The sequence below is a fragment of the Streptomyces sp. UF-297 genome (assembly GCF_058245575.1).
The window spans coordinates 43,273-69,679 of the sequence record NZ_JBSIBZ010000047.1 but is presented as its reverse complement, the minus strand read 5'-3'; the positions used below and the strand labels follow the sequence as shown (position 1 = coordinate 69,679).

Below are 26,407 nucleotides of genomic sequence, written 5' to 3'. Positions count from 1 at the left end.
CGCGAGGACCCGGTAGCCGCCGGGCAGATGGCCGGTGAGCGCGTCGAAGTCGCCGCGGCCGCACGCCCAGCCGTGGATGAGGACCAGGGCCGGGCCGTCGGCCGGGCCGCTGGCCGTGTACCGGATCGTGGTGTGGTCCGCTCGCTGGACGACGAGGTCCTTGCGGGTTCTGCTGCCTGCGGTCGTCACGGTGCGTCCTTCTTTCTTTCGTACGAGTGGTGCCCTGCCGGGCTTTCGCAGGGACGGATACGCGGTTTCCGCGGGCCGGTGCCTGACTGGCCCGGGGCCGCGAGGGCGCGGCGCTGGGCCTGCACCTGGTTCAGGTGCAGGAGGAAGGCGCCGGAGGGATCGCTACGGCCACCGGTGTGCCGATCTCGGTGGAGGTCCGCAGGCCCAGGGCGGTGACGGCGATGCCGCGAGCGCGGCGGGCAAGTCGAGTACCGCGCCGCCACCTCTCAAGAACACCCCCGTAGCCCCTCTTCGGCTCATCGTTCGATACTCAGCACCACTTCACCGCGGTAGAGGGTGATGTGCCGTCGGGTGATGTGCCGTACATCCAGCACGAGTTGGTCCGGCGCGGGATGGGGCTCGGGAACACGGGGCGGGCGCACAGTGCCGGGGCATCGGGATCAATGATCAGAGCGCGCATGCCCACCCACGTCTCCTCAACTCGCTTACAGATCAACGCCTCTCAGCAACAAGGCTTCAACTCGCGTTGATTCCCGTACCCGCCCGCAGAGTTCACGACAGACACCCCACCTCACCTCATGAGTGAGGCCCCGGCGGCACGCGGCATCCAACCGCCAGGCCGCCGCTCAACTCCCCTCTGGAGCCCCTGGGAGACCCCGCCGCGGATGCTCGCGCACATCCGGCACCCTGCACGCACGGGTCGACGCCCTGCACCGATGCCAAGTGACGGCCACGGCGGTCCTCGCCCAGCCAGAGCGTGCCAAGTGCACGTGCCCGGCAGCTCGCTGCCAGCCCGTAACAGCTTCCGCGAGGCCGCGTTCCGTTCGAGGGTCAGCAGTGGACTTCACTCAGCCGTACCTCACGTGCCCGCAATACGTCACGAGGGGAGCGCTGCGCTGAAACGAAGCCGGACGAAGCCGGCGCGCCAGATCCCGTCGGGGCCGGTGAGCTGGGGCCGGGTGAGCTGGTGTGCCCGGGTGGCGACGGTGTCGCGGTGGTGGGCCGGGACGTGCGGGAGTACCGAGGCTGCCACCGTTTTCCACCATTCCTGGCGTGAATCCTCCGGGGACACCGGAGTGGGCCGGGGAAAGCGGGAGATGCTGCGGATCTGGAATCCGGCTGTTTCCAGCAGTGCGGAGTACGCGGCGGTGGAAGGGAAATACCACGGTGGCCGTGGTGCGTCGAGGCCCAATTCGGAGCAGGCTCTGCCTATGGCCCGCAGCTCGGTGTCGAGATTTCCCGCTGCGCCGAATTCTGCGACGAATCGGCCACCCGGCTTCAGCGCTTTACGGACGCATCCCAGGACGGCGGCAGGGCGGGTCATCCAGTGCAGTGCCGCGTTGGAGAAGACCGCGTCCACCGGTTCGGGGACGGAGAAAGCGTGGCCGTCGGCCACGGTGAAGGTCAGCTCCGGGTATTTGGTGCGGGCCAGTTCGACCATGTCGGCGTCGGCGTCGATGCCCATCGCCCGGATCGGTTCGTGGGCCGTGCCGCGACCGGCGATGGCCCAGGTCAGGTCGCCGGTTCCGCAGCCCAGGTCGAGGACGCGCTCACCGGGACGAGGGTCGAGCAGCGCGACGAGATCCCGGCCCAGCCGGGAGACGTAATCCAGGTGGGTGTCGTACTGCATGGCGTCCCACCGTATGTTCCGCGGAGGGGGCAGGGGCGCCGTCGCGTGCAGGATGCGCGTCATACGAAGACGCTATCCAGGATTTTTCAAGACGAATGTCAACTTTTGTCTATGGCAGGTCGACCATGGGACTGCTCGGCTGCTCGCCGGTGCTGGACCAGCGGCAGCGTGGCTCGCACGACGGTCCCGCCGGCTTCAACGGTTGTTGCGGAGAACGACCCGCCGTACGCCTCGCTTCGCCAGCGCATGGCCTGCATTCCGTAGCCCGATCCCGCTGGGCCGGGGTTCTGCCGCATTCCGCACCCGTCGTCGGCGACCGTAAGACTGACGCGGTCGAAGCGGTATGCCAGGCGGACATCCACCTGCTGAGCGTCCGCGTGCTTGACGACATTGGTGAGGGCTTCCTGAACTATGCGGTAGGCGGCCAGGCTTGCGCCGTGGTCCGCTGCGCGGCCGTACGTCCCCTGACCCTCCTCGCCCTCGACGACGACCTCCACGAGCAGTCCGTTCTCGGCGGCCACCTGCCCAGCCAGCGAGCGGACCGCCTCGGTCAGGCCCAGCTGCCGCAGCGCCACCGGATGCAGCGTGGCGATGATGCTGCGCAGTACCGAGGCCTGATCGTCGAGGCGTTGGACGGCGTTCTGCGCCACCTCGCGCAGCGCGTCCGGGTCCGCGTCCGTGCTGCTGGCCGCGTCGAGCTGGCGCCGCGTGAGCGCGAGGAGCTGGAGCACCTCGTCGTGCAGCTCGCCCGCGATCAGCGCCGCGTAGTGCTCCTGCCGGGCGATGAGCGCCCGGTTCCTGCTCTGGCCCAGCAGCGCCCTGGCCTCGGGCCAGGCTGGTACGGCGGACACGGCCGCCGCCAGCAGCAGCCCGAGGGCCACGTAGTCCACCGTACGGATTTCCAGCAGCTCGGCCACTCCGAGGGCCGTGGACCCGCTCGCCACCAGCACCAGCAGCCACCGGACCCGCGGCGTTCTGGCGGCCAGCACCGTCAGGGCAGCGGTGGCCGTGGCCACGACCAGGGCCGCCACCGGCCCGATCGGCAGCGGATCCGGTACGAGGAGGTCGGCCGCGTACGCCACCGCACCGACCAGGCTCAGCGCCAGGCACAGGTCGCGCACCAGCCCCACGGGGTAGGACCGGCGGTGCGCCATCGGCCACGTGCCGGGCCGCTCGCCAATTCGCCTGCGCATCCTCCTACGCACGGGCCGGACCGTTCCCCTCCGGACGGACCGGCCCGTTGCGCCGGGCGTAGGAGACGAGGTCGGCCCTGGTGACGAGCCCCAGCCGGTTGCGCAGGGCGGCCCGGACACTTTCGACCGTCCGGACGCTGATCGCGAGGTGTGCCGCGACCTCCCGGTTGGTGTGTCCATCGGCCAGGAGGTCCAGGACCTGCCGTTCCCGTGGCGTCAGCTCCCTCGGGTACTCCGGCACACCTGCCAGCCCGGCTCCGAGCCGGGGCTGCACATACCGTCCGCCGGCGGCCACGGTCCTCGCGGCCAGGACCAACTCGGGAACCGAGGTGTTCTTCAGCAGATAGCCCGCGGCGCCCGCGGCCAGTGCCCCACGGACCAGCGCCGGGTCCTCGTGCACGCTGTGCATCAAAATCCCCATGCCCGGCGCGGCCTTGAGCAGCCCGGCGATGGCCGCCACGACCGGCCCGGTGTCCAGCACCATGTCCAGCATCAGCAGATCGGGCCGCTGCTGCGCCACGATCACGGCCGCCTCGCGTTCGCAGTCGGTCTCACCCACCACGGCGAAGCCCTCCGGTTCCAGCAGCGCCCGGGTTCCGGCCCGCACCGTCAGATGGTCGTCCACCAGAACCACTCGCACGGGATCACCCATCGCCGCCCTTGACCTCCCGGAGTCGCACGGAAATACCCCTGCGTGCGGCCCATTGCGAGGGTCTTTCTTTCCCGGGGACCCAGCACGCATGGGCAGAATTTCCACTTACCTTCTGATTCGCTGCACCGCTTGTCAACTTGCCGACCGCGCGGCGCGACAAGATACGGAAAGTGACCGGGGTATTACGTCGCGGGCTTCCCTTCCGGCACCCTGTACTCGCTGTGGAAAAGCCGCAGGAAATGTGCGGCCTTGCACGGATGGCTCGTTCTCGGGCATCGGAGACGATCGGGACGGCAGTTCTCCCGCCGACGAGAAGGAGTGCGAGGCCTCCGTGCTGAAGTTCCCCGTCTTCTGGATTCCCGGACTCCTGACGCTGTTCATCGCGCTCTAGCGACGTCCGGAAGAGCCCCCCACTCATGAAGAAGGGAGGTGCCTCCCACCATGACCTTCAACCTCTTCAACATCGCGGTGACGCTGTTCAGCAGCGCGTTCCAGTGGAGCATCTGGGGCTGAAGCCCGGCGCTCCCAGCCCCGAACAGGAGTGACGACGTGTTCTTCTCCCTCTTCAGCATCACGATCCAACTCACCTCTTTCAGCTTCGGGTTCGGGTGAGCCGCCCGGGCATGCGAGCCCTCGTACGTGACCCAAGGAGCAGACAGCAATGAGAGTCCTGACAAGGCACGGTTCTGCCTGGCCCGGACGGGCCGGTGCCGTGGCCGCGATATCCGGAGTGATCGCGGCATCTTCCGCGCAGCTGGCCCTGGCGGCCCCGACCCCCACCGGGGGAGACATCACCCAGGTGAAACAGACGGGACTGAGCGCCTTCCACGGTGTCAAGCCCGGTGACCTGGACAAGGTCCTCTCCGGCATCAAGCGCCCGGGCGGTTCCGCCGGGAACGACGATGCGAACTGGAAGGCCTTCTATCTGGCCGAAACCCCCAACCACGCCGCCGAGTACACCATCGGTGAGGACGGAATGTCCGCCGGCGCGGTGGTGGAGGTGACACTGCCGGAAGACATCACTCTCGCCACGGTGAACATGACCAAGGGCGACAGTGAAACCGCCGAGAAGTTCGAGACGCGACGACTGCAGCGCATCAAGGACGAGTTCGGTGTCGGTACCAATGACCCGTTGATGGACTCCCTCGCGGAGCGCAACATCGTCCTCAAGCTGGACGACGGCACCGGGCGAAACGAGCTCATCGTTCCCTGGAAACTGGCGGAACGCGGCGCGGCCAAGACCGCGTACACGTTCAAGAAGGGGAGCAAGGGCGTCGACGAGGCCTACGCCCTCATGGCCGCGGCGCTCAACTGTTCGGCCTCCACCACTCGCGCCAAACGCTCGGTGAACCGCTGCGCGAACCTGGACTGGGAAAAGGTCCGCACGAAAGCCAAGGAAACAGCCAAGAAGGTCGCGCAGGACTCCGAACACGTCAACAGCCTCCCCGAGCGCAAGCCGCAGGGACTGTCGAAATCGGAGAGCCACACCGTCGCGGAGCGCACCCACGCCAAGGTCAGCGAAGTGAGCGGGACCAGGGTCGCGGCCAGCGCCTTCGGGGTCGGCGCCTGGGCGTACGGCATGGCCACCACCTTCTCCGCCAAGAACGCCACCACGTTGGACAAGGTCGCCGCCACCACCGCCATCGTGCCGGGCATCGGCAACGCCGTCGGCATCGCCGACGGAATCCAGCACCACGACCCCGAGGCCATCGCGGTCAATGCCATTGCCGTCGCGGCGCTGGTCGCGGCCCAAGCGGTGCCGGTTGTCGGCGAGTTGGTCGATGTAGCGCTCCTCACCGACCAAATCGTGGAGACCTTCATCGGCATCTTCCAGCGCGCAACGGCCGCGCCGCCGCCCCCGCCCTCCCTCGCCCCGGGCGCCCTGCCGATCCTGGCCGTACCCAAGCCCTCCCTGGAATGCAGCGTGTGGTGGACCTCCATGGACATCAAGTGGGACACGTCCGTGAAGGTCCCCGGCAAGACCCAGGTCGTGGTCAAGGAACGCGGCGGTGACGAGTACACCTATCCGGCCTCGGCCGGAAAGTCCCCGGACTGGACGATCGCCAAGGGAATCGGCGCAAGCCGCACCTTCGACGTCTTCTACCGCGTGAAGACCGACCAGGGAAAGACGCTGGAGTCGAAGAAGCGCGCCGTGGTCAAGCAGCAGATCGAACAGGGCTCGTTCTACTGCAATACCTATGTGTGGGAAGAGAATTGGTGAGCTTCTCCCGCACACCGCAAGGGGCAGATGAAAGCGTCATCTGCCCCTTGCGGGCCTTCGGATGCCTGCCCAGTACGGTACGCATTCCCCAACTCGCCGACACCCAGAGCCAATCCACTCTCCGCGCCCGCAGCCGCAGCAGGCCCCTTCAGCGGCAGGAAGGGAAGCGGCGCCACACCCGCGGAACGCCCGGCACCAGGAACCGCTGAACACCTGCTGCAAACAGGAACCGCTGAACACCTGCCGCACACCTGCGGGCCGGGCGATGACCTCTGGTCCGACGACGGGTTTCGCGGCCGGTCTGCGGGTTACCCGCCCGGCCGTCCGACTCCCGCCACAGCCGAGGTGAGCCACCCGATGGACCACGCCCGAGCCCCCGTCCTCGAAGCCCTCGTCGACTTTCACCGGCGGTCGGTACGCACCTTCACCCCTCCCGGCCACAAGCAGGGCGCGGGGGCCGATGCCCGCGTCGCCCAGGTGCTGGGGCGGGACGTGTTCGCCTCCGATGTCCTGGTGATGAGCGGGCTGGACGACCGGCGGATGTCGGGCCGGGTGCTGGCACACGCGCAGGCCCTGATGGCGGACGCGGTGGGTGCCGAGCACACCTTCTTCTCCACCTGCGGCAGTTCACTGTCGGTCAAGTCGGCGATGCTGGCGGTCGCGGGCCCGCACGAGAAGCTGCTGGTGGCCCGGGACGCACACAAATCGGTCGTGGCCGGGCTGATCCTCGCGGGCATCGAGCCGGTATGGATCGAGCCGCGCTGGGACACGGGCCACCACCTTTCCCACCCGCCGGGGCCCGAGGCGGTCGCGGAGGCCTTCGAGCGCGAACCCGCGGCCAAGGGAATGCTGCTGATCTCGCCCACCGCCTACGGGACGTGCGCCGACATCGGCGGCATCGCCGAGGTGTGCCACGCCCGCGGCAGGCCACTGATCGTCGACGAGGCATGGGGCGCGCACCTGCCCTTCCACCAGGACCTGCCGGGCTGGGCGATGGACGCGGGCGCGGACGTCTGCGTGACCAGCGTGCACAAGATGGGGTCCGGGCTGGAGCAGGGATCGGTGTTCCATCTGCAGGGTGGCCTCGTCGACCCCCACGTCCTGGCACAGCGCGAGGACCTGCTGGGCACCACCAGCCCTTCCTCGCTCATCTACGCGGCTCTGGACGGCTGGCGCCGCCAGATGGTCGAGCAGGGACACGAACTGCTGAGCCGCACCCTCGAACTGGCCCGCCGGCTGCGCGCCGAGATCGCGGCGCTGTCCGGGCTCACACCGCTCTCGGATGAACTCCTGGGTTCAGGAAGGGCCTTCGCCCACGACCCACTGATGATCGTCATCGATGTCGCAGGGCTGGGCACCAGCGGTTACGCCGTCGCCGACTGGCTGCGCGAACACCGGCAGATCACCGTCGGGCTCGCCGACCACCGCCGGATCCTCGCCCAGATCACCCACGCGGACTCCGAGGAGAGCGGCCTGGACCTCCTCGAGGCCCTGACCGAACTCGTCAAACACCGCCACGACCTGCCGCCACCCGCCGACATCCTCCTGCCGTCCCCGGCCGGCCTGCGCCTGGAGAGCGTACTGCTGCCACGGGACGCCTTCTTCGGACCGACCGAGGACATCCCCATCGAGGACGCGACGGGCCGGGTGGCCGCCGAAATGGCCAGCCCCTACCCACCGGGCATCCCGGCCATCTGCCCCGGCGAGCGCATCAGCCGCGAGGCGGCGGAGTATCTGCGCAGCGGGGTGGCCGCCGGGATGTACGTCCCCGACGCGGCCGATCCCTCGATGCGCACCGTGCGGGTAGTGGCCGACGGCTGACGTGGAGCGGGCCCGCGCCGCTACTCGGTACGCGGAGTGCTGCCGCTGCGCTGCGTACCGGCTGGCAGACCGGGCCGCGCGCTGCCGTATTGCCGTACGCGCCTCCAGAGGACCCCGGCGCACGCGAGTCCGGCACGCGCGAGTCGCCCGCCCACGCGCCAAAGACGGTCGAGAACGGCCTCCTCATCGCGTTGCCCCGGCGCTATGAGACCCAGGGGGCGAGCATGCGTATCCACCTCATGCACCACGCCCCTGGCCGACGCACCGATGCCCGGCCACCGCGGCCTGGTTCCGGCCACGCCGCGACGCCGCCGCGCTGGGGCGTCGAAGAGGAGACAAGGGGCACCCGGGAGCGGAGAGGAGCCGGTGATGGAGCGTATCCCCGCACGACTGGCGTCCCACTGGATGGAGGCCACGCCCGACAGCGCCGACCACGGCCACCCGGCCCTGGAGGCCGATACGCGGGCCGATGCCGTCGTGATCGGCGGCGGCATCGCGGGCCTGTGCACGGCCTGGGAACTGGCCCGCGCGGGCCAGGACGTGATCCTGGTGGAGGCCGGCCGACTGGCCGGCGGGGTGAGCGGACACACCACGGCCAAGGTCTCCGCCCTGCACGGCCTGATCTACCGTCGGCTGCGCTCCGCCCACGACGAGCGGGCGGCCGAGCTGTACGCGGCCTCGCAGCAGGACGCGGTCGCCCAAGTCGGCCGCATCAGCGCGGAGTTGGGTATCGACTGCGAGCTGGAGCAGGTTCCCGCCTACTCCTACGCGTACGAAGAAGACGCGCTGGATGCCGTACGGGAAGAAGCCGAGGCCGCCGAACAGGCAGGTCTTGACGCGTCGTTCGTGACCGCGACGGGACTGCCGTTCCCGGTGGCGGGCGCGGTCAGGGTGGAGGGGCAGGCCCAGTTCCACCCGCGCATATTCCTCCGCGGGCTGGCCGCCGACCTGGTCGCCCGTGGCGGCCGCATCTTCGAGCGGTCACGGGTGGTGGATCTGCGCGAGGGTGACCCGTGCCGGATCACGACCGCCCACGGCAAGAGCATCCAGGCGCGCGAGGTCGTCGTGGCCACGCACTACCCCGTCTTCGACCGGACGCTCCTCTTCCCCCGCCTGATCCCACGCCGGGAACTGGTGGTCGCCGCCTCCATCCCCGCAGAGCGCGACCCCCAGGGCATCTACCTCACCTCCGAGAACCACACACGTTCGGTACGGACCGCACCGTACGGCGAGGGGCGGCGCCTGCTGATCGTCACCGGCGAGAAGTTCACCCCTGGAGCACGCGGCGTACAGCGGCGCTACGAACGCCTCACCACCTGGATGCGGCAGCACTTCCCCGACGCCGAACCCGCCTACCGCTGGGCCGCCCAGGACCTGTGGACCACCGACCAGGTGCCCTTCGTGGGCCCGGTGCACTCCACTTCACGCCACCTCTACGTCGCCACCGGCTTCGGAGGGTGGGGCATGACCGGGGGAGTGCTGGCCGGCCGGCTCCTGGCCGCCCACGTATCACAGGCGGATCTCGACGACCTGCCGTGGGCGGACCTGTACGACCCCCGGCGCCTCAACCTCCTGCGCGAGGGACCGGCCCTGCTCGGCCAACAGGCCGACGTGGCACGGCACTTCATCGCAGACCGCCTTCCCTGGACCCACTGCAGCCAGGTCGCTGACATCCCCAAGGGCGGCGGCGCGCTGGTCCGCCTCGACGGCACCACACGCGCGGTTCACCGCGACACCCACGGCACCCTCCACAGCCTCTCCGCCCGCTGCACCCACCTGGGCTGCCTGGTCCACTTCAACGACGCCGAGCAAACCTGGGAATGCCCCTGCCACGGCTCCCGCTTCGCCCCCACCAACGGCACCGTCCTCCAAGGCCCCGCCGTACACCCACTCACGCCTCACCAGCCCCCCAACGACGAGAAGAACCCACCCGGAGACGACGACCCGCACTGACGCCCCGCCCTCGTCCGCCCCCGAAGCTCACCACAGCAACACGCCCCGACGGCGGGGCGGCATCAGACGCGCGGCACGAGCGTGGTCGGCTGCCCCCTGGAGGGGACAGCCGAGGCAACGGCTACTCGAAGGCGACGCCGCTCTGCTCGCCCTCGGTCAGGATCTCGTTCGGCCCGGCTCCGTAGACCTTCCACCTGACGGTGGCCCGGTCCCCGGCATGGAAGGGCGTGGTTTCAGGCAGGAACCCGGTGATCTCCTCGTTGGCGACCTTCCAGGTGCCGTCGCACACCGGGACGACAGGCTCCGTGCTGTCGGGGTCGCCGATGGGGGTGTCCCACTTGTCGATGGTGGTGTCCACGTAGTGGTTGTGCCCCTCGGTGTAGAGGGCGCTGTGCAGAGCGATGGCGCGCACGCCGGAACCGGAGGCGCAGCGGTAGGCGACGTGGAAAGTATTCGGCTCCGCGGTAGCAGACAGCACCTTCACCTCGGGCGCCTTCTGAGGCTCAGCGGATGCGGGCAGGACCGTAGTTGCCAACGCGGCGCCGGTCACGGCACAGGCCGTGACAACTCGTCGTATCGAGATCATGATTCGGGACCCTAAACGCAACCCGCACGAATCACCTCCTCCGCTTCCACCCCTCCCACAGGCACGTCTCTCCAACCCAGTGGCCCGGGGTTCCGGGAACTGCGTCCCACAGCTAGCGCTGCCACGCGCCGTCAGCACGGCGTGGAGGTATCTCAGCGCACCAGCTTCAGACGCAGGGCCACTTCGGGTCGGCAGTCACCTCATCTGCGATGCGCCGCCACCGGGCTTTCCCGCCGGGCAGTGGCCAGGCCCAGGTGGGCCGGTGTGCCGTGTGCAGTTCGTGGAGGCGGCGGGCGAGGGGCGGTCCTGCGATGGCGGCGCCGTCTGGGACGGCAGCGCCGTGGACGGTGCGGAGTTCGGCGAAGCGGGCCAGCTCGGTCTCGTAGGCGCGTACCGCTCGATCGGTACCTGTGACCACCTCATCGCCCGGTGCCGTGCGGTGCAAATACAGCAGCGGGGGCTCGATGGACTCGGCGATCGCTGCGGCGAGCCGCGCGTGACCGTCCAGAATCAGGTGGCAGTCCAGGCCGCTGACCCACCACAGCAGGACGGGCGGGAGCGTTCCGTCACGAGCCTGCTTGCGGAATGCCTTGACCCGCGCGTCGTCCGCATCGGGCATCGGGCGCAGCGGGAGGACTTCCCACGAGCCGGAATGGACGAACCAGTCGATGTATCCGTCCGGATGGCCCTCGATGAGCATCGAGCTCCACAACTCGGCGTACGGTCTGCCGTCGTGGTTCCAGCGCAGGAGCGGGCTCTCGCGCGCGAGCATCCAGCGGCCGTCGTGCAGAGGGCTGCCTGGAGCGTCGGCCAGGTGCTGTGCGAAGCGGTACGCCCAGCGATCCGGGCTGCCGGCCAAAGCGCGTCCTGTCTCGGCGCGCAACGGCGGGACGGGAGAGCGGTAGGTGTCGGTGCGCCAGAGCTCCACGCCGTGGAGGTCCTCGTCGACAGCGGCAAGGAGTACGGGCCGCGACTGCTGGTCCACAAGCAGCCGCTGCTCGGCGCTGAACAGGCACAGGCCTGGCTGGGGGCGTGTCCGTATCTCCAGGGACAGTCCCGTCCAGGTGCCGTCGTCCCCAGTGATGTCCGTGCGCTGCATGCCGAGACCATAGATGGTCTACGCGGTCGACCGCACAGCAGTTTCGAGGGGCGCCCGTGCGTTCTGCCGTGCAAACATCAGGCGCGGCGTGTGGCGGGGAAGTCGGGGCGTCCTCCGTTCCGTATCGGCGCCGCATGGCCGTCGCCTGGGCCCGCAGCCGCTACGCGACTTGGCCGCCCCCGAGTTCGCCGCCTGGGACGAGGCGAGAACGCACACGTCGGCTTGCTGCCCGATGGCATGGGGCGCGGCTACGGCTCGTCCGGGCGGTGACCGTAGGTGGGGGACTCGGTGGTGGGGAGGCCGCGGAGGAGGCTGTCCAGGAAGAGGTCGAAGCGGACGGGGGCCTCGCCGAGGAGGCGCTGTTCCTGTGCGCCGAGCCAGGTGACCAGCGAGGTGCCGAAGACGTACCAGCTGTGCAGCGCCATCTGCGGTGAAGCGCCCGCCGCGGCGAAGGCGGAGACGACCGCGTCCTGCATCGTCGTGAAGGCGCGTGAGTGCCGGTGGGGCCGGGAGATACGGGTCGCGTAGCCGGGCACCGCCAGGAACTCGTCGTGGGCGGCCCAGGCGAGTCGGGCCAGCCAACTGCGCCAGTTCTCCCGGTTGGGGGCGTCCGCGGGAACGATCTTGTCGATCACCGCTTCGCTGACCAGGTCGATCACGCCATCGCGGCCCTCGACCCACCGGTAGAGGGCCGAATGTGAGACGCCGAGGCGCGCGGCGAGCTCGCGCATGGAGAGCGACTCCAGATCGCCCGAGGCGAGGGCGGCCTCCACGATCGCTTCCCTGCTCAGCCGTGCGGGCGGGCCGGGTCTTCTGCCGGGACCAGTCATGACCAGGACTTTACCGATCCGGGGGTCCCTTCCATGCCATCGTGACCACTGGTCTCTATTAGGTTAGCCTTCGCTTAGTTGTGTGTGTTGAGTTCGCCGCGCCGGAGTGCACGGTGCGGCAGGAGGGGAGCGCCATGTTCGCCAACAAGCCGAGCCTGCGCGGGAAACCGCAGGGCCAGACCGAGGATCGTCTCCGCTCCGGCGCGGCCTCCGGCAGTCCTGCCCGCCCGCCGCAGTCCACGCAGTCGCCCGCAGACCGCCGGACGCGTCCCGCACTGTGCCTGTTACTGGCCTGCGGAGCGTTCTTCCTCGTAGTGCTCGACGCCACGATCGTCTCCGTAGCCCTGTCCAGGATCGGCACCGGGCTGGGGATGGGCGGCGCGGGACTGGGCTGGGTCGTCAACGCCTACACACTGGCCGTCGCGGGGTTCCTGCTGCTGGGCGGACGCCTCGCAGACCTGTACGGCGCCCGTGCGGTCCTGGTGACCGGCCTTGCCGTCTTCTCCCTCGGCAACCTGGGCTCCGCCGTGGCGGCGGCCCCGGCACAGCTGATCGCGGCCCGCGCCGTCCAGGGCGTGGGAGGAGCCCTGCTCATGCCCGCGACCCTCACCGTCATCCACCAGGCCTACGCAGATCCCGCGCGGCGCACCCGGGCCCTGGGGGTATGGAGCATGGTCGGCGCTCTCGGCGCGGGGGCCGGGACCGTCGCCGGCGGCTTCCTGACCGACGCGCTGGGCTGGCGGTCGGTCTTCTGGATCCAGGTGCCCGTCGGCTTCGCCCTGGCTGCCCTCGGACTTCTCGTACTGCCCCGCCGTGGTGCCCTCCGCGGGCCCCGGCGCCGCCTCGACGTCGCCGGGGCTCTGCTGGTGACCTTGGGCCTTACCGCGCTCGTCTACGGAGTCGTCACCGTCCGCGCCCCCGCCACCCGCACCGGCGCGCAGGCCGCACTGGTGGCGGCCGGCGTCCTGATCGCGCTGTTCCTCCTCCACCAGGCGCGCTGGGCGGCCGAACCACTCGTACCCCTGCGGATCTTCACCTACCGGTCCGTCAGCAGCGCCAACGTCGTGGTCTTCTGCCTGGGCGTCGCCTATCTCGCCAGCCCCGTACTGCTCGCGCTCTATCTCCAGCAGGTGCTGCACTACAGCGCGAGCCGCGCCGGATTCGGCTTCCTGCCCTGCGCGGTCACCGTCATGGTCGGCGCACAGCTGGCCGGCCGCCTGACCTCGCGCTGGGGCGCACGCCGCACCGCCGCCCTCGGCCTGTCCGTCACCGCAGCCGGCTTCCTGCTGTTGTCCGGCATCGGGACACACAGCTCCTTCTGGCCGGACATCGTCGTACCCTCGCTGCTCATCGGCCTCGGAGCCGGTCTCGCCTTCACCCCGATCACGGTCTGCGCCACCAGCGGCATCGCCCCCTCCCTCACCGGTCTGGCAGCAGGCCTGCTCAACACCACCCGCCAAGTGGCCACCGCACTGGGCGTGGCAGTCCTCTCCACGCTGGCCGAGGCACACGGAGCCCAGGGCTACGCCCTCGCCTTCGCCGTCAGCGGCGCGCTGGTCCTGATCGGCACAGTGCTCGCAGCCGTATGGATGCCCCGCTCGCCCACTACGCGGACGCCGCGACCGCCCGCCGGCCGGCCAGGACAGGGCCGAGAACCTCGCTGAGCCCGTCGCCGTGGATCTCGGCGGCGGGTTCCGCACCGGCCGATAGGCAGATCGCCGCCCCACGAACCGCCCCTCGGCCTGCCGAGCAACACACCTGCGTCGCGCCGTGACCGCCGCCCTGCGCCCTCGCAGGCTGCTCGTTGGCACCGCTGCTTGATGATCGGTAAGTTCGTACCGTTGAAGCTCAGGCGGCCTGCTCGGAGGAATGAAGAGGAATGAAGGTGAACGGTTCGGACGTCACCTTCCGCTTGGCAAGCGGCATGACGGGATTCCGTGACCGGAATGACCCGCCGCTGCCGTGTACCGACCCCAAGGCATGCCGCAGTGCCTGGTACGCCACGGCCAGGACCGCGGGCGGAAAGGTCGAGGACTTCACGGAACAGCAGTACCCGGAGAACTTCCACAGCGCCACGATCAACCATCGGGGCAGCACGCACATCGCGCTGTTCCACGCCCACTACCCGCTGATCGCCTTCGTCGCCGACCGCTGCTACATGTACACCGACGAATTCCTCGACCCCCCGGCCTGGGCCGCGCCTCTCGCCGATTTCGGCTTTTCCGTCTTGAGCGCAGCACAGCTCCTGTCACCGCTACCGGAGTCGGACACCTCCGCCCTGTCCGCAGCGGACCGGGGCCAGATCAAGCACTGGCACCCGACAACTCTCGGCGCAACGCTCTTCAATTCCTGGGATTGACCAGCACCACGCCCCGGGCACTGCCGGATCCACTCGCTGCAGCAGGCGCCCTTCGTCCCTGGCCTCAGCCCGGCAAGGTGCTGAGGCTGCTGTCGCGGGCGCGACCCATATCGGCGTGTCACGATGTTGATGCGTGGGGGGCATTCCGTTGCCGACCATGAAGAAGAGGTACGGGCACACTATGTCGAGCCAGAGCGACAAGGTCGACCGGCTGATGGAGACGGTCGACCATCCGCAGAAGGACGCAGTCGAGTATCTGCGCGCCGCGATCCTGCGGGCAGATCCGCAGATCACCGAGCAGGTGAAATGGAACGCACCGAGCTTTTGCTATGACGGCGTCGACCGGGTGACTTTTCAGCTGAAGTCCAAGGACATCCAGCTCATCCTCCACCGGGGCGCCAAGGTGAAGGACGATGCCACGACCTTCGCCTTTGAAGACGACACGGGCCTGATGAAGTGGCGTTCCAACGACCGGGCAGTGGTCACGTTCAAAGACCTCGCCGACATCCAGGCACACGAGGCGGCCTTCATCGCGCTGGTCAAGCGATGGATCACAGCGTGACACCTTGATCGCGATGACGGCTCCTCTACGGATCGCGGCTGTGGCCCACTGAGAGGTCGCGACCGCCCCTCCGCGACGGGGATGCCAGGAGGCCGTCCAGCGCGCCCCGGCCGCTGACGGAGGATGCGCGGCGGCCCGGTCGCGCCTCTCCGAATCGCGTATCGGGTGAGGCTGAGCGGCTCAGTGGCACCTTCCGCTATCCCAAGCAGCCCAGCGGACCTCGCTGGTCGGTGGGCGTGGGTGCCCCGGGCATGATGCGTTGTGTCCCGTGGGTAATCACAGGGACCTTCGTGGGGGAGGGGCGTAAGCGCACGGCTGCCCGACCGCCCCCGAAACTCTCCATCCCACCGATCACCTTCGGCCGGGTTCTCCCCGACTGCCCGCTTGCCTGCTAGAACGGATCCACACGTCGGCACGCGGGCCAGCATGTGCGCCCGATACCTCGTTGGGCGGTCCGGATGCGCAGTGTAGGGGTGGAAGAGGAACTGCTGCTCGTCGACAGTGCGAGCGGTGAGCCGCGGGCGCTGTCGAGCGCGGTGTTGGCGAGAGCCTCGCGTGACGGGGACGGCGATGACGGCGCTTTCGAGGCGGAACTCCACCGCCAGCAGGTGGAGTTCGCCACCAGTCCGCACAAGGCGATGTCGGCCCTCGCCCAGGAGATCGTCCAATGGCGCGCGGCCGCCGCCCGGCACGCGGAATCGCTCGGCGGCGCGGTCGCCGCGCTCGCCACGTCGCCGCTTCCGGTGAGCCCCACCGTCGGCAGCGGTACCCGTCACCAGTGGCTTGAGAAGCAGTTCGGCCTGACCACGCAGGAACAGCTCACCTGCGGATGCCACGTACATGTCTTCGTGGAGTCCGACGAGGAGGGCGTGGCGGTGCTCAACCGGATCCGCCCCTGGCTGTCGGTACTGCTCGCCCTGAGCGCCAACTCCCCTTTCTGGCAGGGCAAGGACTCCGGCTACAGCAGTTACCGGAGCCGGGTGTGGGGGCGTTGGCCCTCGGCGGGGCCCGTGGAACTCTTCGATGATGCCTCCGCGTACCACGAGCAGGCCCGCGCCATGGTGGCGACGGGCGTACTGCGGGACGAGGGCATGATCTACTTCGACGCCCGGCTCTCGGCCGCCCATCCGACCGTCGAGGTGCGGGTCGCCGACGTCTGCCTGGAGCCGTCCATGACGGTGCTCCTGGCCATGCTGGTGCGCGGGCTGGTCGAGACGGCGGCCCGGCAGTGGCGGGCGGGCGAGCCGCCTGATGGGCACCCGGTGGCCCTGCTCCGCCTCGCCTCCTGGCGCGCGGGCCACTCAGGTCTGGATGATCAGTTGGTGAGTCCCCGGCTGATGCGACCGGTCCCGGCCGTGTCCGCTGTGGAGTCCCTCTTCGAGCATGTACGGCCCGCCCTGGAGGACACCGGGGATTTCGACGAGGCCCGGTCCCGCCTGACCCGGCTGCTGCGAGACGGCAATGGCGCGCGCATCCAGCGTGAAGTCCTCAGACGTACGGGCAGCCTGCGGGAAGTGGTGAACGAGTGTGTACGGCGCAGCAGTCGCGCTGTGTGAACTACTGCGGGTGTGAGCTGTCGGGCGGCGTGCTGTTTGTTGTGCTGACGTGCAGGTCACCAGCGTGAACGCCCTGGAGATCGCGAAGGCGGCTCCAGTCGAGCCGCTCTCGATCCGAGAGGTCACCCCGTCCCGCAGCTCCCGAAGACGCTGCTCGCGCATCGGGGAGCGCATCAAGCTCTCGTCGACCTGGAGGCTGTTCACGGTCGCGCTCAACCACCGGTGAGTCGGGGTCGGCGAGAGCTGGTGCGGGACGTGGGTGACCGGATTACCGTCCGACTGCGCAGCTATTCGTCGTCGGGCTCGGGGTGACGCACATGCCGCTTCAGCGCGGTCTCCACCTCGTACCGCGGCTGCTCCGTTGCCGTTGCGTGTGCGTTGATTCCGGCCTGCACGGCCATGGCGGTCTCGACGGTCAGCGTGCCAGTCTGGATCTCTGCCCAGGCCGCCTGCTCCAGCTTGATCAATTCGTCAGTGAGTTCGATGGCCACTGGCTGATATTACGCCAACCTGGCCCGATTTCGATGCATCGCCGCCGACGGTATCCCGGGCTGAGTCCCGTGTGGGTGCGGCGAGATGGCTGCGAGCGCGACAAGGTGGCGCAGTCCCCATCATGCGGGGGACGGCCCTCGCTCCCACGTCGACCGACCGGAGGGCCCGAGGTTCAACCAGTCGTGGGTGTCGGCGGTGCACCCCGCTGACCAGCATGAACGCCATGAACGATCTTCCCGTACGCATGGCTCGCCTGAGCGCCCGGCACCTCGGGCGCGCGATCGCAGGCTGGCTCCACTTCGTTGCGCTCTGTCTGGGCGCCGGCTCTGTGGTCGGCGGCAACCCGGCCACCGGTGAAGACTTCCGCATCGGTGAGGCGGGCCGGTCGGAGGCGATGGCCGCCGAAGGAGGGCTGGAGCGGAAGTCACTGGAGCACGTGCTCATTACTGCGCCGCCCGGTAAGGGGCGCCTGGACGCGACGGCCGCCGGAGACGCCGCCCGCGACGTATCCGGGCGGATGCGCGCGTAGCCCCAAGTCCGCCGGCACGTTCCGCCGACGACACCGCGCTCAGGGTGGACGTCACGGTGAAGGGCCCCGAGCTCGACGGGAAGAAGCGCGTCGCCTCACTGCGTGCCGTCACCGCTGAGGTTCAGGCCAGGCATTCCGGCCTGCGCATCGAGGAGACGGGCAGCCCCTCCATCGGCGAGGGTGTCGAGAAGCGGCGCGGTGACGGCCTCGCGCGCACCGAGATGGTCGCGCCGTCCGTCACGCCGCTCACCCGGTCGTTTTCAGCGACCGGCCGGAGTGGACGGCGCCGCCAGAGGTCGCTCCGGCAGGGCCGTCCGCGCGTTCAGGCGAACGCGGTCACTTGCCGAGCTTCTTCGCCGCGGCGGCGCGCCGGGCGAACACCTCGTCCTGGGAGTCCTTCATCTCTCGGAGGGCCGCTTTCCGCTCCCGCTGTGCGAGCCGGTCCAGATACAGGTGGCCGTGAAGGTGGTCGGTCTCGTGCTGCAGGCACCGGGCGAAGTAGCCCCTGCCCTCGATCACCAAGGGGTTGCCGTCCTTGTCGCGGCCCCGGACGACGGCACGGTCGAGGCGGGGCACCATACGGTAGGGGCCGGGAACGGACAGGCAGCCTTCGGACTCCTCCACAAGGCTGCGGTGCTCGGCGGGCACCTCGTCCAGGACCGGGTTGGCGATGTGCCCGACATGACGCACACCCCACTCGTCCGTGATGTCCCACACGAACAACTGCAGGTCCACATCGACCTGGTTGGCGGCGAGCCCGGCGCCATTGGCCACCTGGTTGGTGGCGAACATGTCGTCGATCAGCTTCGCCAGCTCCGGCGTACCGAACTCGGTCACCTCCCGGCACCGGCGGTGGAGTATCTCCTCCCCGACCACGGTGATCCGGCGCACCGCACCACGTTCCACCTCCGGCGCAAGCTGCGGATAGGACTCGACGGGCTCACCCTGCACACGTACCCGGCGATCCTGTGCCGTGTCACCGAACCCAACTGCCATGAACGATCAATGCCTTTCGTGAGCGCTTCAGTCGCAGGGCCGCCGAGTTGCCAGCTTTCCTGACGGCTTGCCAAGTCCTTTGCAAAGTACCATCCTTTGCAAAGTGAGCGATGAAAACCGTCAAACCCCAGCCACGCACCCCCTGCCGGAACGTGCCCGTCAGCAACTGCCCGACCATCCCGTGCGCATCGCCCTGCTGGACCTGCTCGCCGAAGTCGGCACCGTCACCTCCACCCAGGCCGCCACCCGCCTCGGTCACAGCTCCGGACTCTGCTCCTTCCACCTGCGCCAGCTCGCCCGGCACGGCCTCATCGAAGAAGTGCCGCACCAAGGCGGCCGAGCCCGGCCATGGCGGCTGCGGTGGGACTCCGCCCCGGAGCCCGACCGCCAAGAAGAGCCGGCAGGGTTCGCAGCCCTCGCCCGCGGGCTGGAGGACGAGAGCTACCAGCACTGGCTGGCCCACCGGGACCAGGCGCCGGCCGAGTGGCAACAGGACGAATCCTTCAGCGCCGTGCTCCACCTCACCCCAGGCGAGATGGCCGAACTCGCCGAATCCATCCGCCGCCTGTTCGCCGGATACCGCGACCGGGACCACCGCCCGGCCGCACGCCCCCGGGACGCTGTAGCCGTCGCCGCGGTAACCAGGCTGTTCCCGCTGCTCGGCGAACATTCCGTGGCGCCGCCACCTGCACCGCGTCACAGCGATAGCGATGACGAATCGACCGATCGATGAGAAGGACCGGCTGGCGCGGACGGGCTGCGGAGGGGGCAGGGGCTCATGCCGCACTGACCTGTCCCATATCGGCAAGACGCGGTGCGCAAAGAGGGCGAAACTGGCAACCGCGGCGGTCGCGATGATGTGGAAGACGCGCCCGTTCCCACACCCGGGGATCTCCGGGTCCCGAACGATCCGGGAGATGCCATGGACGCACACGGCGCAGAAACCACAGCAGGCCGAGCCCGGATGAGGGCTGTGATCGAGGAGTTCTACGCCTGCGCCTCCGCGAAAGACGCCGAGGGCCTGCTGGCCCTGTGCACCGAGGACGTACAGTACGAGCCGTTGCTGGATCCCAACGGCTGGCTGGTCGAGGTCAAGGGCGACATGGTCGTCCGCGCGACGGGGCTGCCGTACCGCAACGACTGCCTCAGCGTGTTCCGGTTCCGCGATGGCAAGATCGCCCAGTGGGTCACGTACCACGACTCGGTCCGTCATCTCATTGCGTTCGGCATCACCGAAGTGCCCAAGCCAAGTGCCTGAGGCGGTCTGGTTCCGAGCGGCTATCCGACTGGCCGAGCGGCAGGCGTACGGCCGTCGGCCCGTCCAACTGCCCCGCGACCGCCCCCTGTTGCGATCGCGCCCACCTCTCACGCCGAGCCGATGCCCCTACTGATCCCGAGGCCCCGCAAGCCGGCCCGTACGCCCTGCCCGAGTTCACACAGAAGCGCCTTCGGCCCTGGCCCGACCGCGAGCCATCACCCGGGCGTTGCGGTGGCTCGCCGAAGTGAGGCGCCGCGAGCAGACCTGGGGAGTGTCGCGATGCTGACCGCAGCCCTGTGAACGATCTTGGTGGTGTGGCGGGGCCGCGATCCTGCGTGGGCCGGTAGTGCCGTCAGGGGCGAGGCGCACCCTGTTTTCGCAGCTCAGCGCGCCTACTGGCATGATCCTCACCATGACTGCGATCCAGATGCTGGCAGAGTTCGGCCGGACGGCCAGGATCGGGCCGGTCGGGTGCAACGCCGCCCTGCCCGCACTGGTGGAGGCGTTGGGGCAGCCCTTCATCGGCGACCCCGTGTGTAAGAAGAGCCGCTGGCCGCGCTGGTTCGGCTACGGCGATCTGCAGCTGGTCGTCTGTCGCTGTCGGCTGGTGGTCCAGGTCATCGTCCCGGTGTGGCACGGGGAGATCGAAGTTCCCGATGCACGGGCGAACGCGATGGTCAACTTGCCGTCGGCAGTGACCTACTCCCAATTCATCGCCGCACTGGACGCCGCGGGCTGCGACTGGAGCCAGGGGCGGGACATCCCTGGGCAGTGCACCGTGGAGACTGAAGTGGACGGAATCCGGACGGGGTTCGTGTTCGTCACCGTCGAGGGCTATGACGGGCCTCCGCTCGCGGACCCGGAACTGAACAAGGCCGTCTCCTCCGCATTCCACGACTGCCCACCCATGACTCCGGGCCAGGAGGGCGACGGCTTCGGCGCGCACTGACGTGCCCGTACTGCCCGGCCGCCTGCGCCGGGCCGGGCAGTACGGGGCACAGCCGCCACGAGCAGCGGCTGATCGTCCCTCGCCCTGTGCCGACAGCCTCATCTCCCACCTTGGTTTTCGGAAGCAGGTGGTGTGGCCCAACGGCGTCAGGTGGCGGCCACCAGCAGGTCCTCTCCGCTTGACGGGCGGAGGCCGTCGGGACGACCGGCGAAGTAGCGTTCGCCGAGCACGGTTCCCGCTACGTGTCGGGCGTCTTTGAAGCCGGTATCGCGGGCCAGCGTCAGCATTTCCTGCGGGGTGTAGAAGCTGATGAACGGCGTTCCGGCTGCTTGGGCCTGTGGCTTGGTCGCCTCGAGTGCGGGGCGATCGGCGGCATCGATGAGTTCGGTGGGCAGCATGAACGTCATGGCGAGCGTCGAGCCGGGGGCGAGTCCGGCGAGCCGGTGCAGGGTCGCCGCGGTGGCGTCCTTGGTGAGGTACATGGTGACGCCGGTGCAGACGACGACCGCCGGCCGGCCGGGATCGAAGCCGGCGGCGGACAACTGCTCCCACCAGTGCCCGCCCGTCTCGAAGTCGACCGGCACCAGTCGCAGCCAGTCGGGGATTCCGTAGCCGAGCTCGACCAGGCGTTGGCGCTTCCAGGCCTGGGTGGCCGGCTGGTCGATCTCGAAGACCCGCAGGCGGGAGGCGATCTCCGGCCTGCGCTGGGCAAAGGTGTCCAGACCGGCTCCCAGGACGACGTACTGGGTGATGCCGTGGCCGACCTGCTCGGCAACCAGGTCCTCGATGAGACGAGCGCGGGAAACGATGGCCGCCCGGAACCCGCTCGTGCCGCGCGGGTCCATGTCGGGTCGGCGCTGCCAGCCGTCGTCAGGGGCTGCCAGCTGCAGGCCGATCTCGTCCTTGAGCACGTGGGGCGGCGGGTCGACCCGTACGTGCATCGCCCGCCAAAGAGCGACCCGTACCGCGGTGCTGTCCGGCACCTCGTTCTGCTCGTCTGCCACGGTGCTCCCTTTCCTTGCGGTCAGTCCTTGGCCGGCGCCTGGAGGCTCCACAGACGCCCGTCGGGGTCGCGGACGGTCATTTCCCTGGTTCCGTAATGGGTGTCCTCGAACGGCGTGACCACTTCAACAGCAGGGTCGGGACGGAAGGTCTCCGCATCGGTCACTTTCAGCACGACCTGCGTCTGGGGCTGCCGGTCCTCGGGGACCTCGGCGATGAATATGTAGGGGCCGTCGCCCTTACGGAGTTGGCCGGAGTTGTGGTCGGTCGAGAACTCCAATTCGAAGCCCAGTGCCTGGAAGAACTTCGCCGCCTTGCCCCAGTTGTGGGTCTCCAGGAATACGGCCTCGATGCCTTCGGTCGCCATGTCAGGTCTCCTTCTCGGATGATCGCTGCGGCTGCCCGTGGGTGTCGTCGAGGTACGCGCGCAAGGCGGCCGCGACCAGCGCCGAGAGGGACGAGCCCGACTCGATGGCGTGATGTTTGACCTGCTTGATCAGCCCGACCGGCAAGTACACGTTGAACTGCTTGACCTCTTCGTCACTCACGGAGGCGATGCTAGCATCCTAGTAACCTAGCGTCAGGTCGGTGAAGGTTTGATCTGTTATGTCGTGACGCTCCCGACGTGTGCGTGAGATCAAGGCCCTCGTGCGGGATGAAGGGGGCATGGGGGACTGGTCGCGATGCGGTGGTGGACGAGGCGCGGCCGCTGCGTGCCGGGTTCGGGCCACTGGGCGTCGTGGCCGAAGACGGAAATGCCGACATGCCCGCCCGGGCTGCCAGTTCACGGCCTTGTGCTCACGCTTTGGAGTCGCTGTGTAACCCGTGACGCCGCAGCCGTCCACCGGCCGTCGAGAGTTTCGTGATCATCCTGGAGACGCCGGATTGTCGAGCGCGGAGAGACTGGCCTCGGCGACACCCGTGACCTGCGATACTCGCCCGCACTGCTCCGATAGCATGTTCGAACTTGCGGTGATCACCCTCATCGCCTGCCCTTCGCCGGAAAGCCATTACTGTCCGGCATGGAGGGTGACCTGCTTCGCTGACATCTAACACATCGGCCAAACAATTGATATCTAGAGCATCACGGGTATTTTCGCGAATGAAATGCAGAGCTGCGTTCGCCGGGTGGCGTCGACCACGGGCGATTCTGTGGGCCGTGGCGGGCGTGGTGGCCCTTGGATTCTTCATCGCGCTGGAGATCACCGCGCGTCGCTACGGCCTGCCGGGGCCGATCACCAACCAGGTGCAGGAGGTGATTTTCGCCCCCAAGTCAGGGCCGCTGTTGTACGGCGGTATGGGGCTGATGATGGTGGTGCTCACCTGGCGGCAACGGTTCATCGCGGCTGGTGCCGCGATCGGCATCGACGCCGTCTTCTTGCTTGTGCGGTGGGCGGTCGATGCCAGGCCGACCTTCGGCAACGGCGCGTTGTGGGTGATTTTGGGCTGTGCGGTCATCGCCATCACGCGCCGCACCGGCCGGGAACGCGCCCTGCTGCTGAAGGGCGTCGGCCTTGGCCTGCTGCTGGTGGCCGGCCGCAAGACCGGCGACACCTGGCTGCTCATCACCTCGAAGACCCGCCCGACCGTGCTCGACCTGTACGTGGCGACCGCCGATCACGCGCTGGGCAACCCGTCGTGGCTGGTGGGCCGGCTCGTTGAGGCCACCGCTCCGATCGGCCCCCATATTCTCGACTTCGTCTACGTTCAGCTCGCGGTGGCCGCAGTAGTCGTCGCGCTGTACCAGCTGCGCAACGTGGCGGCCGAGCGCCGCTTCCCCGGCCACCATCTGGTGCGCACCTTTCTGGTCATCGGCCTCCTCGGGCCGGCCATTTACATGATCTTCCCGGTGGTCGGGCCGATCTTCACCTACGGCACCGGCGCCTTCGGCACCGGCGGCGAGCCCTGGGCGCTGGCCAACCTGTGGCCGGACACACTGCCGCCGCTCGGTGCCCCGCACCCGATGCCGTACGACGACATCACCCCACGCAACTGCATGCCCAGCCTGCACACGGCGTGGGCCACCGCGATCTTCATCCATTCCCGAAAAGGCCCCCGAGTTCTGCGATTCGCGGGCACGTTCTGGCTGATCGCCACCCTCACCGCAACGCTGGGATTCGGCTACCACTACGGCGTGGACCTCATCGCCGGCGTGGTGTTCACGCTCACGATCGAGGCAGCACTGCGCTCGCACGACCGTGGCTGGGAGCGGTCAGGAATCCAGCTGGTCACGTACGGCGCAGCGGTCTTCGCGGCGCTCTTGGCGGCATATCGCTATCTGCCGATGCAGATGGCCACATACCCGTGGGTGTTCGGACCACTTCTCATTCTGTCGATGGCTTCGGTGATCTACGCCTACGTACGGACCACCAAGCAGTGGGAACCGAAGGTCGCACCAGTGCGGCAACCGGAACCCCAACCCGAACTGGTTTGAGTCCTGCTGCATCAGGTTATGGGCTGAGCGTTTCCCGGGTGTGGTGGGCCCGGGAAGCTCGCCCACCGCACCCGGGAGAGACCATGCAGCGGCAGGACGCTCAGCTCGCCGAAGCCCAGCGCGCGCACTGGCAGCACACCTACGCCGCCCATCCGGGCATGTACGGGCAGCAGGCCTCGGCCCCCGCCGTGCACGCCGCCCGGACCTTCCGTACCGCCGGCGCGCAGGACGTACTGGAGCTGGGCGCAGGGCACGGGCGCGACGCCCTGTACTTCGCCCGCGAGGGCCTCACCGTCCAGGCCACCGACTTCAGCCCCACGGGCCTGGACCAGCTGCGCGATGCCGCCCGGGCCCGGCATCTGGAGGACCGGGTCACTGCCGCCGTCCACGACGTACGCGACCCGCTGCCCTTGCCCGCCGCCTCCGTCGACGCGGTGTTCGCGCACATGCTGCTGTGCATGACCCTGTCCACCAAGGAGATCCATGCCCTGGTGGCCGAGGTCCGCCGCGTCCTGCGCCCCGGCGGCACCTTCGTCTACACCGTCCGTCACACCGGCGACGCCCACTACGGCACCGGCATCGCCCACGGCGACGACATCCACGAACACGGCGGCTTCGCCGTCCACTTCTTCCCCCGTCACCTCGTCGACGCCCTCGCCGAAGGCTGGGACCTGACCGAGGCCCACCCCTTCGAGGAAGGCGAGCTGCCCCGCCGCCTGTGGCGCATCACCCAGCGCGTGCCCCGGTGATCCAACTCCTCGGCCCTGGGCGGGACATCACCGTTGGACGGCGGCGGCTTGCTGTGCGTCACCCCGCTGCTGTCCTGAGCGCCCCCCCCGGACCGAGGAGCTGACGTTCACCGCGTCGCCACCGGCGCGCGGGCGGACAATGACCTGAGTGGCTGGGCGCGGAGCCGCACCGGCGCCAAGGGGGGCACAGTGAGCGCAGACCGAGCACAGCAGCCCGAGCTCGCCGAAGAACTTCTGCGTCGTGTGGACGTCGATCAGCACGCCCGTGGCGTACGCGGCATTGGATCGGCGCCCGTGGACTGGGCGGCGGTCGTCTCTGTCGACGCCGACAACACTGCCTGGCTCAAGGCCGTGATCGACGAGCACGGCTGGCCGGGGAAGACCCTTGTCGGAGAACGGGCCGCCAACGGCGCCTGGTTGCTGGCCCAGCACGCCGGCCGTGATCTGCCGTTCCAGCTCCGCGCGCTCCAGCTCCTCACTGCGGCCGTGGCATCGGGAGAGGCCGCGCCCCGACAACTGGCGTATCTCACCGACCGCTGCCAGGTCAGCCAAGGCCGGCCCCAGACCTACGGAACCCAGTACGTCCAGGATGGCCAAGGCAATCTCCAGCCCCACCCCATCGCCGATCCGGACGGGCTCGACGCACGGCGCGCGGCGGCCGGTATGGGGCCGCACGCCGAGTACGACGCGATCATGCGCAACTCGCGCTGACGGCCCGGGCATCGGATCCGCGCCGCAGCCATTGCCAACGGGCTGGCGGATCGGGGCGAGGTTCGGGACCGTCATGCCGCGCCTCAGGCGGCTGGCGGTTCCGGTGGGCGAAGGCGCTGGTGCGGTGTCCGTCAGGCTGTCCATCGAGCGCATCGCCCGCGAAGCCGGTGTCAGCAAGACCACCGTCTACCGCCGCTGGACCGGCAAGGACGCCCTGATGCTGGACGTGCTGCGCTCACTGGACGAGAAGAGCCCCGATCCGCCCGGCACATCGGTACGCGACGATCTGATCGCCTGCCTGGGATTCCTCCGCCGAGGCGGCCTGGCCAAACGCTCCTCGGCCGTATTGCGCGCCGTCATCACCCACATCCAGCACCAGCCCCAGCTCTGGCAGCAGTACCAGGAAGCCGTCATCAAGTCGCGGCGCGAGAGCGTCAACGACGTGCTGCGCCGGGGCGTGGAGAGCGGCGAGGTCAGGGCCGACCGCGACATCGAATTCCTCGCCGACCTCTTCTCCAGCCCCGTACTCGCCCGCGGCGTCTTCCAGGGCTGGAAGGAACTCCCGGCCGGTCTGCCCGAGCAGGTCGTCGACTCGATCCTGGAAGGCGTACGGCCCAGGGGCTGAACCGGCCGCTC

Annotated in this window: 29 protein-coding genes; 17 read left to right on the top strand and 12 right to left on the bottom strand. The window is 69.1% G+C overall.

Annotation, left to right across the window (positions count from 1 at the left end; genetic code table 11):
- The 4 genes from AC4IJH_RS24970 to AC4IJH_RS24955 all read right to left on the bottom strand — a co-directional run.
- The coding region (locus AC4IJH_RS24970) for an alpha/beta fold hydrolase (protein WP_490854078.1) at window positions 1–189 on the bottom strand (189 nt) is incomplete at its 3' end.
- Window positions 190–1,066: 877 nt separating this feature from the next.
- Window positions 1,067–1,819 (bottom strand): class I SAM-dependent methyltransferase, encoded by a 753-nt coding sequence (locus AC4IJH_RS24965; RefSeq protein WP_490854077.1) that lies wholly within the window; start codon window positions 1,817–1,819, stop codon window positions 1,067–1,069.
- Between the two features lie 98 nt (window positions 1,820–1,917).
- Entirely contained in the window at window positions 1,918–3,012 is a 1,095-nt protein-coding gene (locus AC4IJH_RS24960) for a sensor histidine kinase (protein WP_490854076.1), read from the bottom strand.
- Between the two features lie 4 nt (window positions 3,013–3,016).
- Entirely contained in the window at window positions 3,017–3,652 is a 636-nt protein-coding gene (locus AC4IJH_RS24955) for a response regulator (protein ID WP_490854075.1), read from the bottom strand.
- A 253-nt stretch (window positions 3,653–3,905) separates the two neighbouring features.
- Between AC4IJH_RS24955 and AC4IJH_RS24950 the strand changes: the two genes are divergently transcribed.
- From AC4IJH_RS24950 to AC4IJH_RS24935, 4 genes are all read left to right on the top strand, one after another.
- On the top strand, window positions 3,906–4,055 hold the full coding sequence (locus tag AC4IJH_RS24950; RefSeq protein WP_490854074.1) for a hypothetical protein: 150 nt from the start codon (window positions 3,906–3,908) through the stop codon (window positions 4,053–4,055).
- Window positions 4,056–4,325: 270 nt separating this feature from the next.
- Window positions 4,326–5,885, top strand: a complete 1,560-nt coding sequence (locus AC4IJH_RS24945; protein WP_490854073.1) for a hypothetical protein — start codon at window positions 4,326–4,328, stop codon at window positions 5,883–5,885.
- A gap of 357 nt (window positions 5,886–6,242) precedes the next feature.
- On the top strand, window positions 6,243–7,706 hold the full coding sequence (locus AC4IJH_RS24940; RefSeq protein ID WP_490854072.1) for an aminotransferase class I/II-fold pyridoxal phosphate-dependent enzyme: 1,464 nt from the start codon (window positions 6,243–6,245) through the stop codon (window positions 7,704–7,706).
- Window positions 7,707–8,075: 369 nt separating this feature from the next.
- Complete coding sequence (locus tag AC4IJH_RS24935) at window positions 8,076–9,659, top strand: FAD-dependent oxidoreductase (RefSeq protein ID WP_490854071.1); 1,584 nt, start codon at window positions 8,076–8,078, stop codon at window positions 9,657–9,659.
- 121 nt (window positions 9,660–9,780) lie between these two features.
- Here AC4IJH_RS24935 and AC4IJH_RS24930 read toward each other — a convergent pair whose 3' ends face one another.
- The 3 genes from AC4IJH_RS24930 to AC4IJH_RS24920 all read right to left on the bottom strand — a co-directional run bounded on the left by AC4IJH_RS24930 (window position 9,781) and on the right by AC4IJH_RS24920 (window position 12,174).
- Window positions 9,781–10,071, bottom strand: a complete 291-nt coding sequence (locus AC4IJH_RS24930) for a hypothetical protein (protein ID WP_490854070.1) — start codon at window positions 10,069–10,071, stop codon at window positions 9,781–9,783.
- Between the two features lie 340 nt (window positions 10,072–10,411).
- Window positions 10,412–11,344: a hypothetical protein gene (locus tag AC4IJH_RS24925; RefSeq protein WP_490854069.1), complete on the bottom strand. Its 933-nt coding sequence runs from the start codon at window positions 11,342–11,344 to the stop codon at window positions 10,412–10,414.
- Between the two features lie 248 nt (window positions 11,345–11,592).
- Window positions 11,593–12,174 carry a TetR/AcrR family transcriptional regulator gene (locus tag AC4IJH_RS24920; RefSeq protein WP_490854068.1) on the bottom strand — a complete coding sequence of 194 codons (582 nt, stop codon included), beginning with the start codon at window positions 12,172–12,174 and terminating at the stop codon, window positions 11,593–11,595.
- Between the two features lie 134 nt (window positions 12,175–12,308).
- On the opposite strand from AC4IJH_RS24920, the gene AC4IJH_RS24915 reads away from it, so the two are divergent.
- The 5 genes from AC4IJH_RS24915 to AC4IJH_RS24895 all read left to right on the top strand — a co-directional run bounded on the left by AC4IJH_RS24915 (window position 12,309) and on the right by AC4IJH_RS24895 (window position 16,877).
- Window positions 12,309–13,838, top strand: a complete 1,530-nt coding sequence (locus AC4IJH_RS24915; protein ID WP_490854067.1) for an MFS transporter — start codon at window positions 12,309–12,311, stop codon at window positions 13,836–13,838.
- A 215-nt stretch (window positions 13,839–14,053) separates the two neighbouring features.
- Window positions 14,054–14,533 (top strand): hypothetical protein, encoded by a 480-nt coding sequence (locus tag AC4IJH_RS24910; RefSeq protein WP_490854066.1) that lies wholly within the window; start codon window positions 14,054–14,056, stop codon window positions 14,531–14,533.
- Window positions 14,534–14,714: 181 nt separating this feature from the next.
- Window positions 14,715–15,095 (top strand): DUF1801 domain-containing protein, encoded by a 381-nt coding sequence (locus AC4IJH_RS24905; protein ID WP_490854065.1) that lies wholly within the window; start codon window positions 14,715–14,717, stop codon window positions 15,093–15,095.
- Between the two features lie 458 nt (window positions 15,096–15,553).
- Window positions 15,554–16,651, top strand: coding sequence for a glutamate--cysteine ligase 2 (locus AC4IJH_RS24900; protein WP_490854064.1), 1,098 nt, complete (start codon window positions 15,554–15,556; stop codon window positions 16,649–16,651).
- Window positions 16,652–16,700: 49 nt separating this feature from the next.
- On the top strand, window positions 16,701–16,877 hold the full coding sequence (locus AC4IJH_RS24895) for a hypothetical protein (RefSeq protein ID WP_490854063.1): 177 nt from the start codon (window positions 16,701–16,703) through the stop codon (window positions 16,875–16,877).
- A gap of 61 nt (window positions 16,878–16,938) precedes the next feature.
- Here AC4IJH_RS24895 and AC4IJH_RS24890 read toward each other — a convergent pair whose 3' ends face one another.
- Entirely contained in the window at window positions 16,939–17,142 is a 204-nt protein-coding gene (locus AC4IJH_RS24890; RefSeq protein WP_490854062.1) for a hypothetical protein, read from the bottom strand.
- Between the two features lie 224 nt (window positions 17,143–17,366).
- On the opposite strand from AC4IJH_RS24890, the gene AC4IJH_RS24885 reads away from it, so the two are divergent.
- Window positions 17,367–17,672 carry a hypothetical protein gene (locus AC4IJH_RS24885; RefSeq protein ID WP_490854061.1) on the top strand — a complete coding sequence of 102 codons (306 nt, stop codon included), beginning with the start codon at window positions 17,367–17,369 and terminating at the stop codon, window positions 17,670–17,672.
- Window positions 17,673–18,008: 336 nt separating this feature from the next.
- Here the strand turns inward: AC4IJH_RS24885 and def are convergent, their stop codons facing one another.
- Complete coding sequence (gene def, locus AC4IJH_RS24880; RefSeq protein ID WP_490854060.1) at window positions 18,009–18,623, bottom strand: peptide deformylase; 615 nt, start codon at window positions 18,621–18,623, stop codon at window positions 18,009–18,011.
- Window positions 18,624–18,771: 148 nt separating this feature from the next.
- Here def and AC4IJH_RS24875 point away from each other — a divergent pair, with 148 nt between their 5' ends.
- The 3 genes from AC4IJH_RS24875 (at window position 18,772) to AC4IJH_RS24865 (ending at window position 20,875) form a co-directional block, all read left to right on the top strand.
- Entirely contained in the window at window positions 18,772–19,401 is a 630-nt protein-coding gene (locus AC4IJH_RS24875) for a helix-turn-helix domain-containing protein (protein ID WP_490854059.1), read from the top strand.
- A gap of 231 nt (window positions 19,402–19,632) precedes the next feature.
- Entirely contained in the window at window positions 19,633–19,926 is a 294-nt protein-coding gene (locus AC4IJH_RS24870) for a nuclear transport factor 2 family protein (RefSeq protein ID WP_490854058.1), read from the top strand.
- A gap of 412 nt (window positions 19,927–20,338) precedes the next feature.
- Window positions 20,339–20,875 (top strand): hypothetical protein, encoded by a 537-nt coding sequence (locus AC4IJH_RS24865; protein ID WP_490854057.1) that lies wholly within the window; start codon window positions 20,339–20,341, stop codon window positions 20,873–20,875.
- A gap of 146 nt (window positions 20,876–21,021) precedes the next feature.
- Here AC4IJH_RS24865 and AC4IJH_RS24860 read toward each other — a convergent pair whose 3' ends face one another.
- The 3 genes from AC4IJH_RS24860 to AC4IJH_RS24850 are packed head-to-tail and all read right to left on the bottom strand — an operon-like array spanning window position 21,022 to window position 22,425.
- Entirely contained in the window at window positions 21,022–21,879 is an 858-nt protein-coding gene (locus AC4IJH_RS24860) for a class I SAM-dependent methyltransferase (protein WP_490854056.1), read from the bottom strand.
- Between the two features lie 20 nt (window positions 21,880–21,899).
- On the bottom strand, window positions 21,900–22,244 hold the full coding sequence (locus tag AC4IJH_RS24855) for a VOC family protein (RefSeq protein WP_490854055.1): 345 nt from the start codon (window positions 22,242–22,244) through the stop codon (window positions 21,900–21,902).
- A 1-nt stretch (window position 22,245) separates the two neighbouring features.
- Window positions 22,246–22,425, bottom strand: a complete 180-nt coding sequence (locus tag AC4IJH_RS24850) for a ribbon-helix-helix domain-containing protein (protein ID WP_490854054.1) — start codon at window positions 22,423–22,425, stop codon at window positions 22,246–22,248.
- Window positions 22,426–22,979: 554 nt separating this feature from the next.
- Here AC4IJH_RS24850 and AC4IJH_RS24845 point away from each other — a divergent pair.
- The 4 genes from AC4IJH_RS24845 (at window position 22,980) to AC4IJH_RS24830 (ending at window position 26,396) form a co-directional block, all read left to right on the top strand.
- Window positions 22,980–24,311 carry a phosphatase PAP2 family protein gene (locus AC4IJH_RS24845; protein ID WP_490854053.1) on the top strand — a complete coding sequence of 444 codons (1,332 nt, stop codon included), beginning with the start codon at window positions 22,980–22,982 and terminating at the stop codon, window positions 24,309–24,311.
- An 83-nt stretch (window positions 24,312–24,394) separates the two neighbouring features.
- Window positions 24,395–25,060 carry a class I SAM-dependent methyltransferase gene (locus tag AC4IJH_RS24840; RefSeq protein WP_490854052.1) on the top strand — a complete coding sequence of 222 codons (666 nt, stop codon included), beginning with the start codon at window positions 24,395–24,397 and terminating at the stop codon, window positions 25,058–25,060.
- A 189-nt stretch (window positions 25,061–25,249) separates the two neighbouring features.
- Window positions 25,250–25,771 (top strand): DUF6624 domain-containing protein, encoded by a 522-nt coding sequence (locus AC4IJH_RS24835; RefSeq protein ID WP_490854051.1) that lies wholly within the window; start codon window positions 25,250–25,252, stop codon window positions 25,769–25,771.
- 124 nt (window positions 25,772–25,895) lie between these two features.
- Window positions 25,896–26,396: a TetR/AcrR family transcriptional regulator gene (locus AC4IJH_RS24830; protein ID WP_490854050.1), complete on the top strand. Its 501-nt coding sequence runs from the start codon at window positions 25,896–25,898 to the stop codon at window positions 26,394–26,396.
- Window positions 26,397–26,407 lie beyond the last annotated feature (11 nt).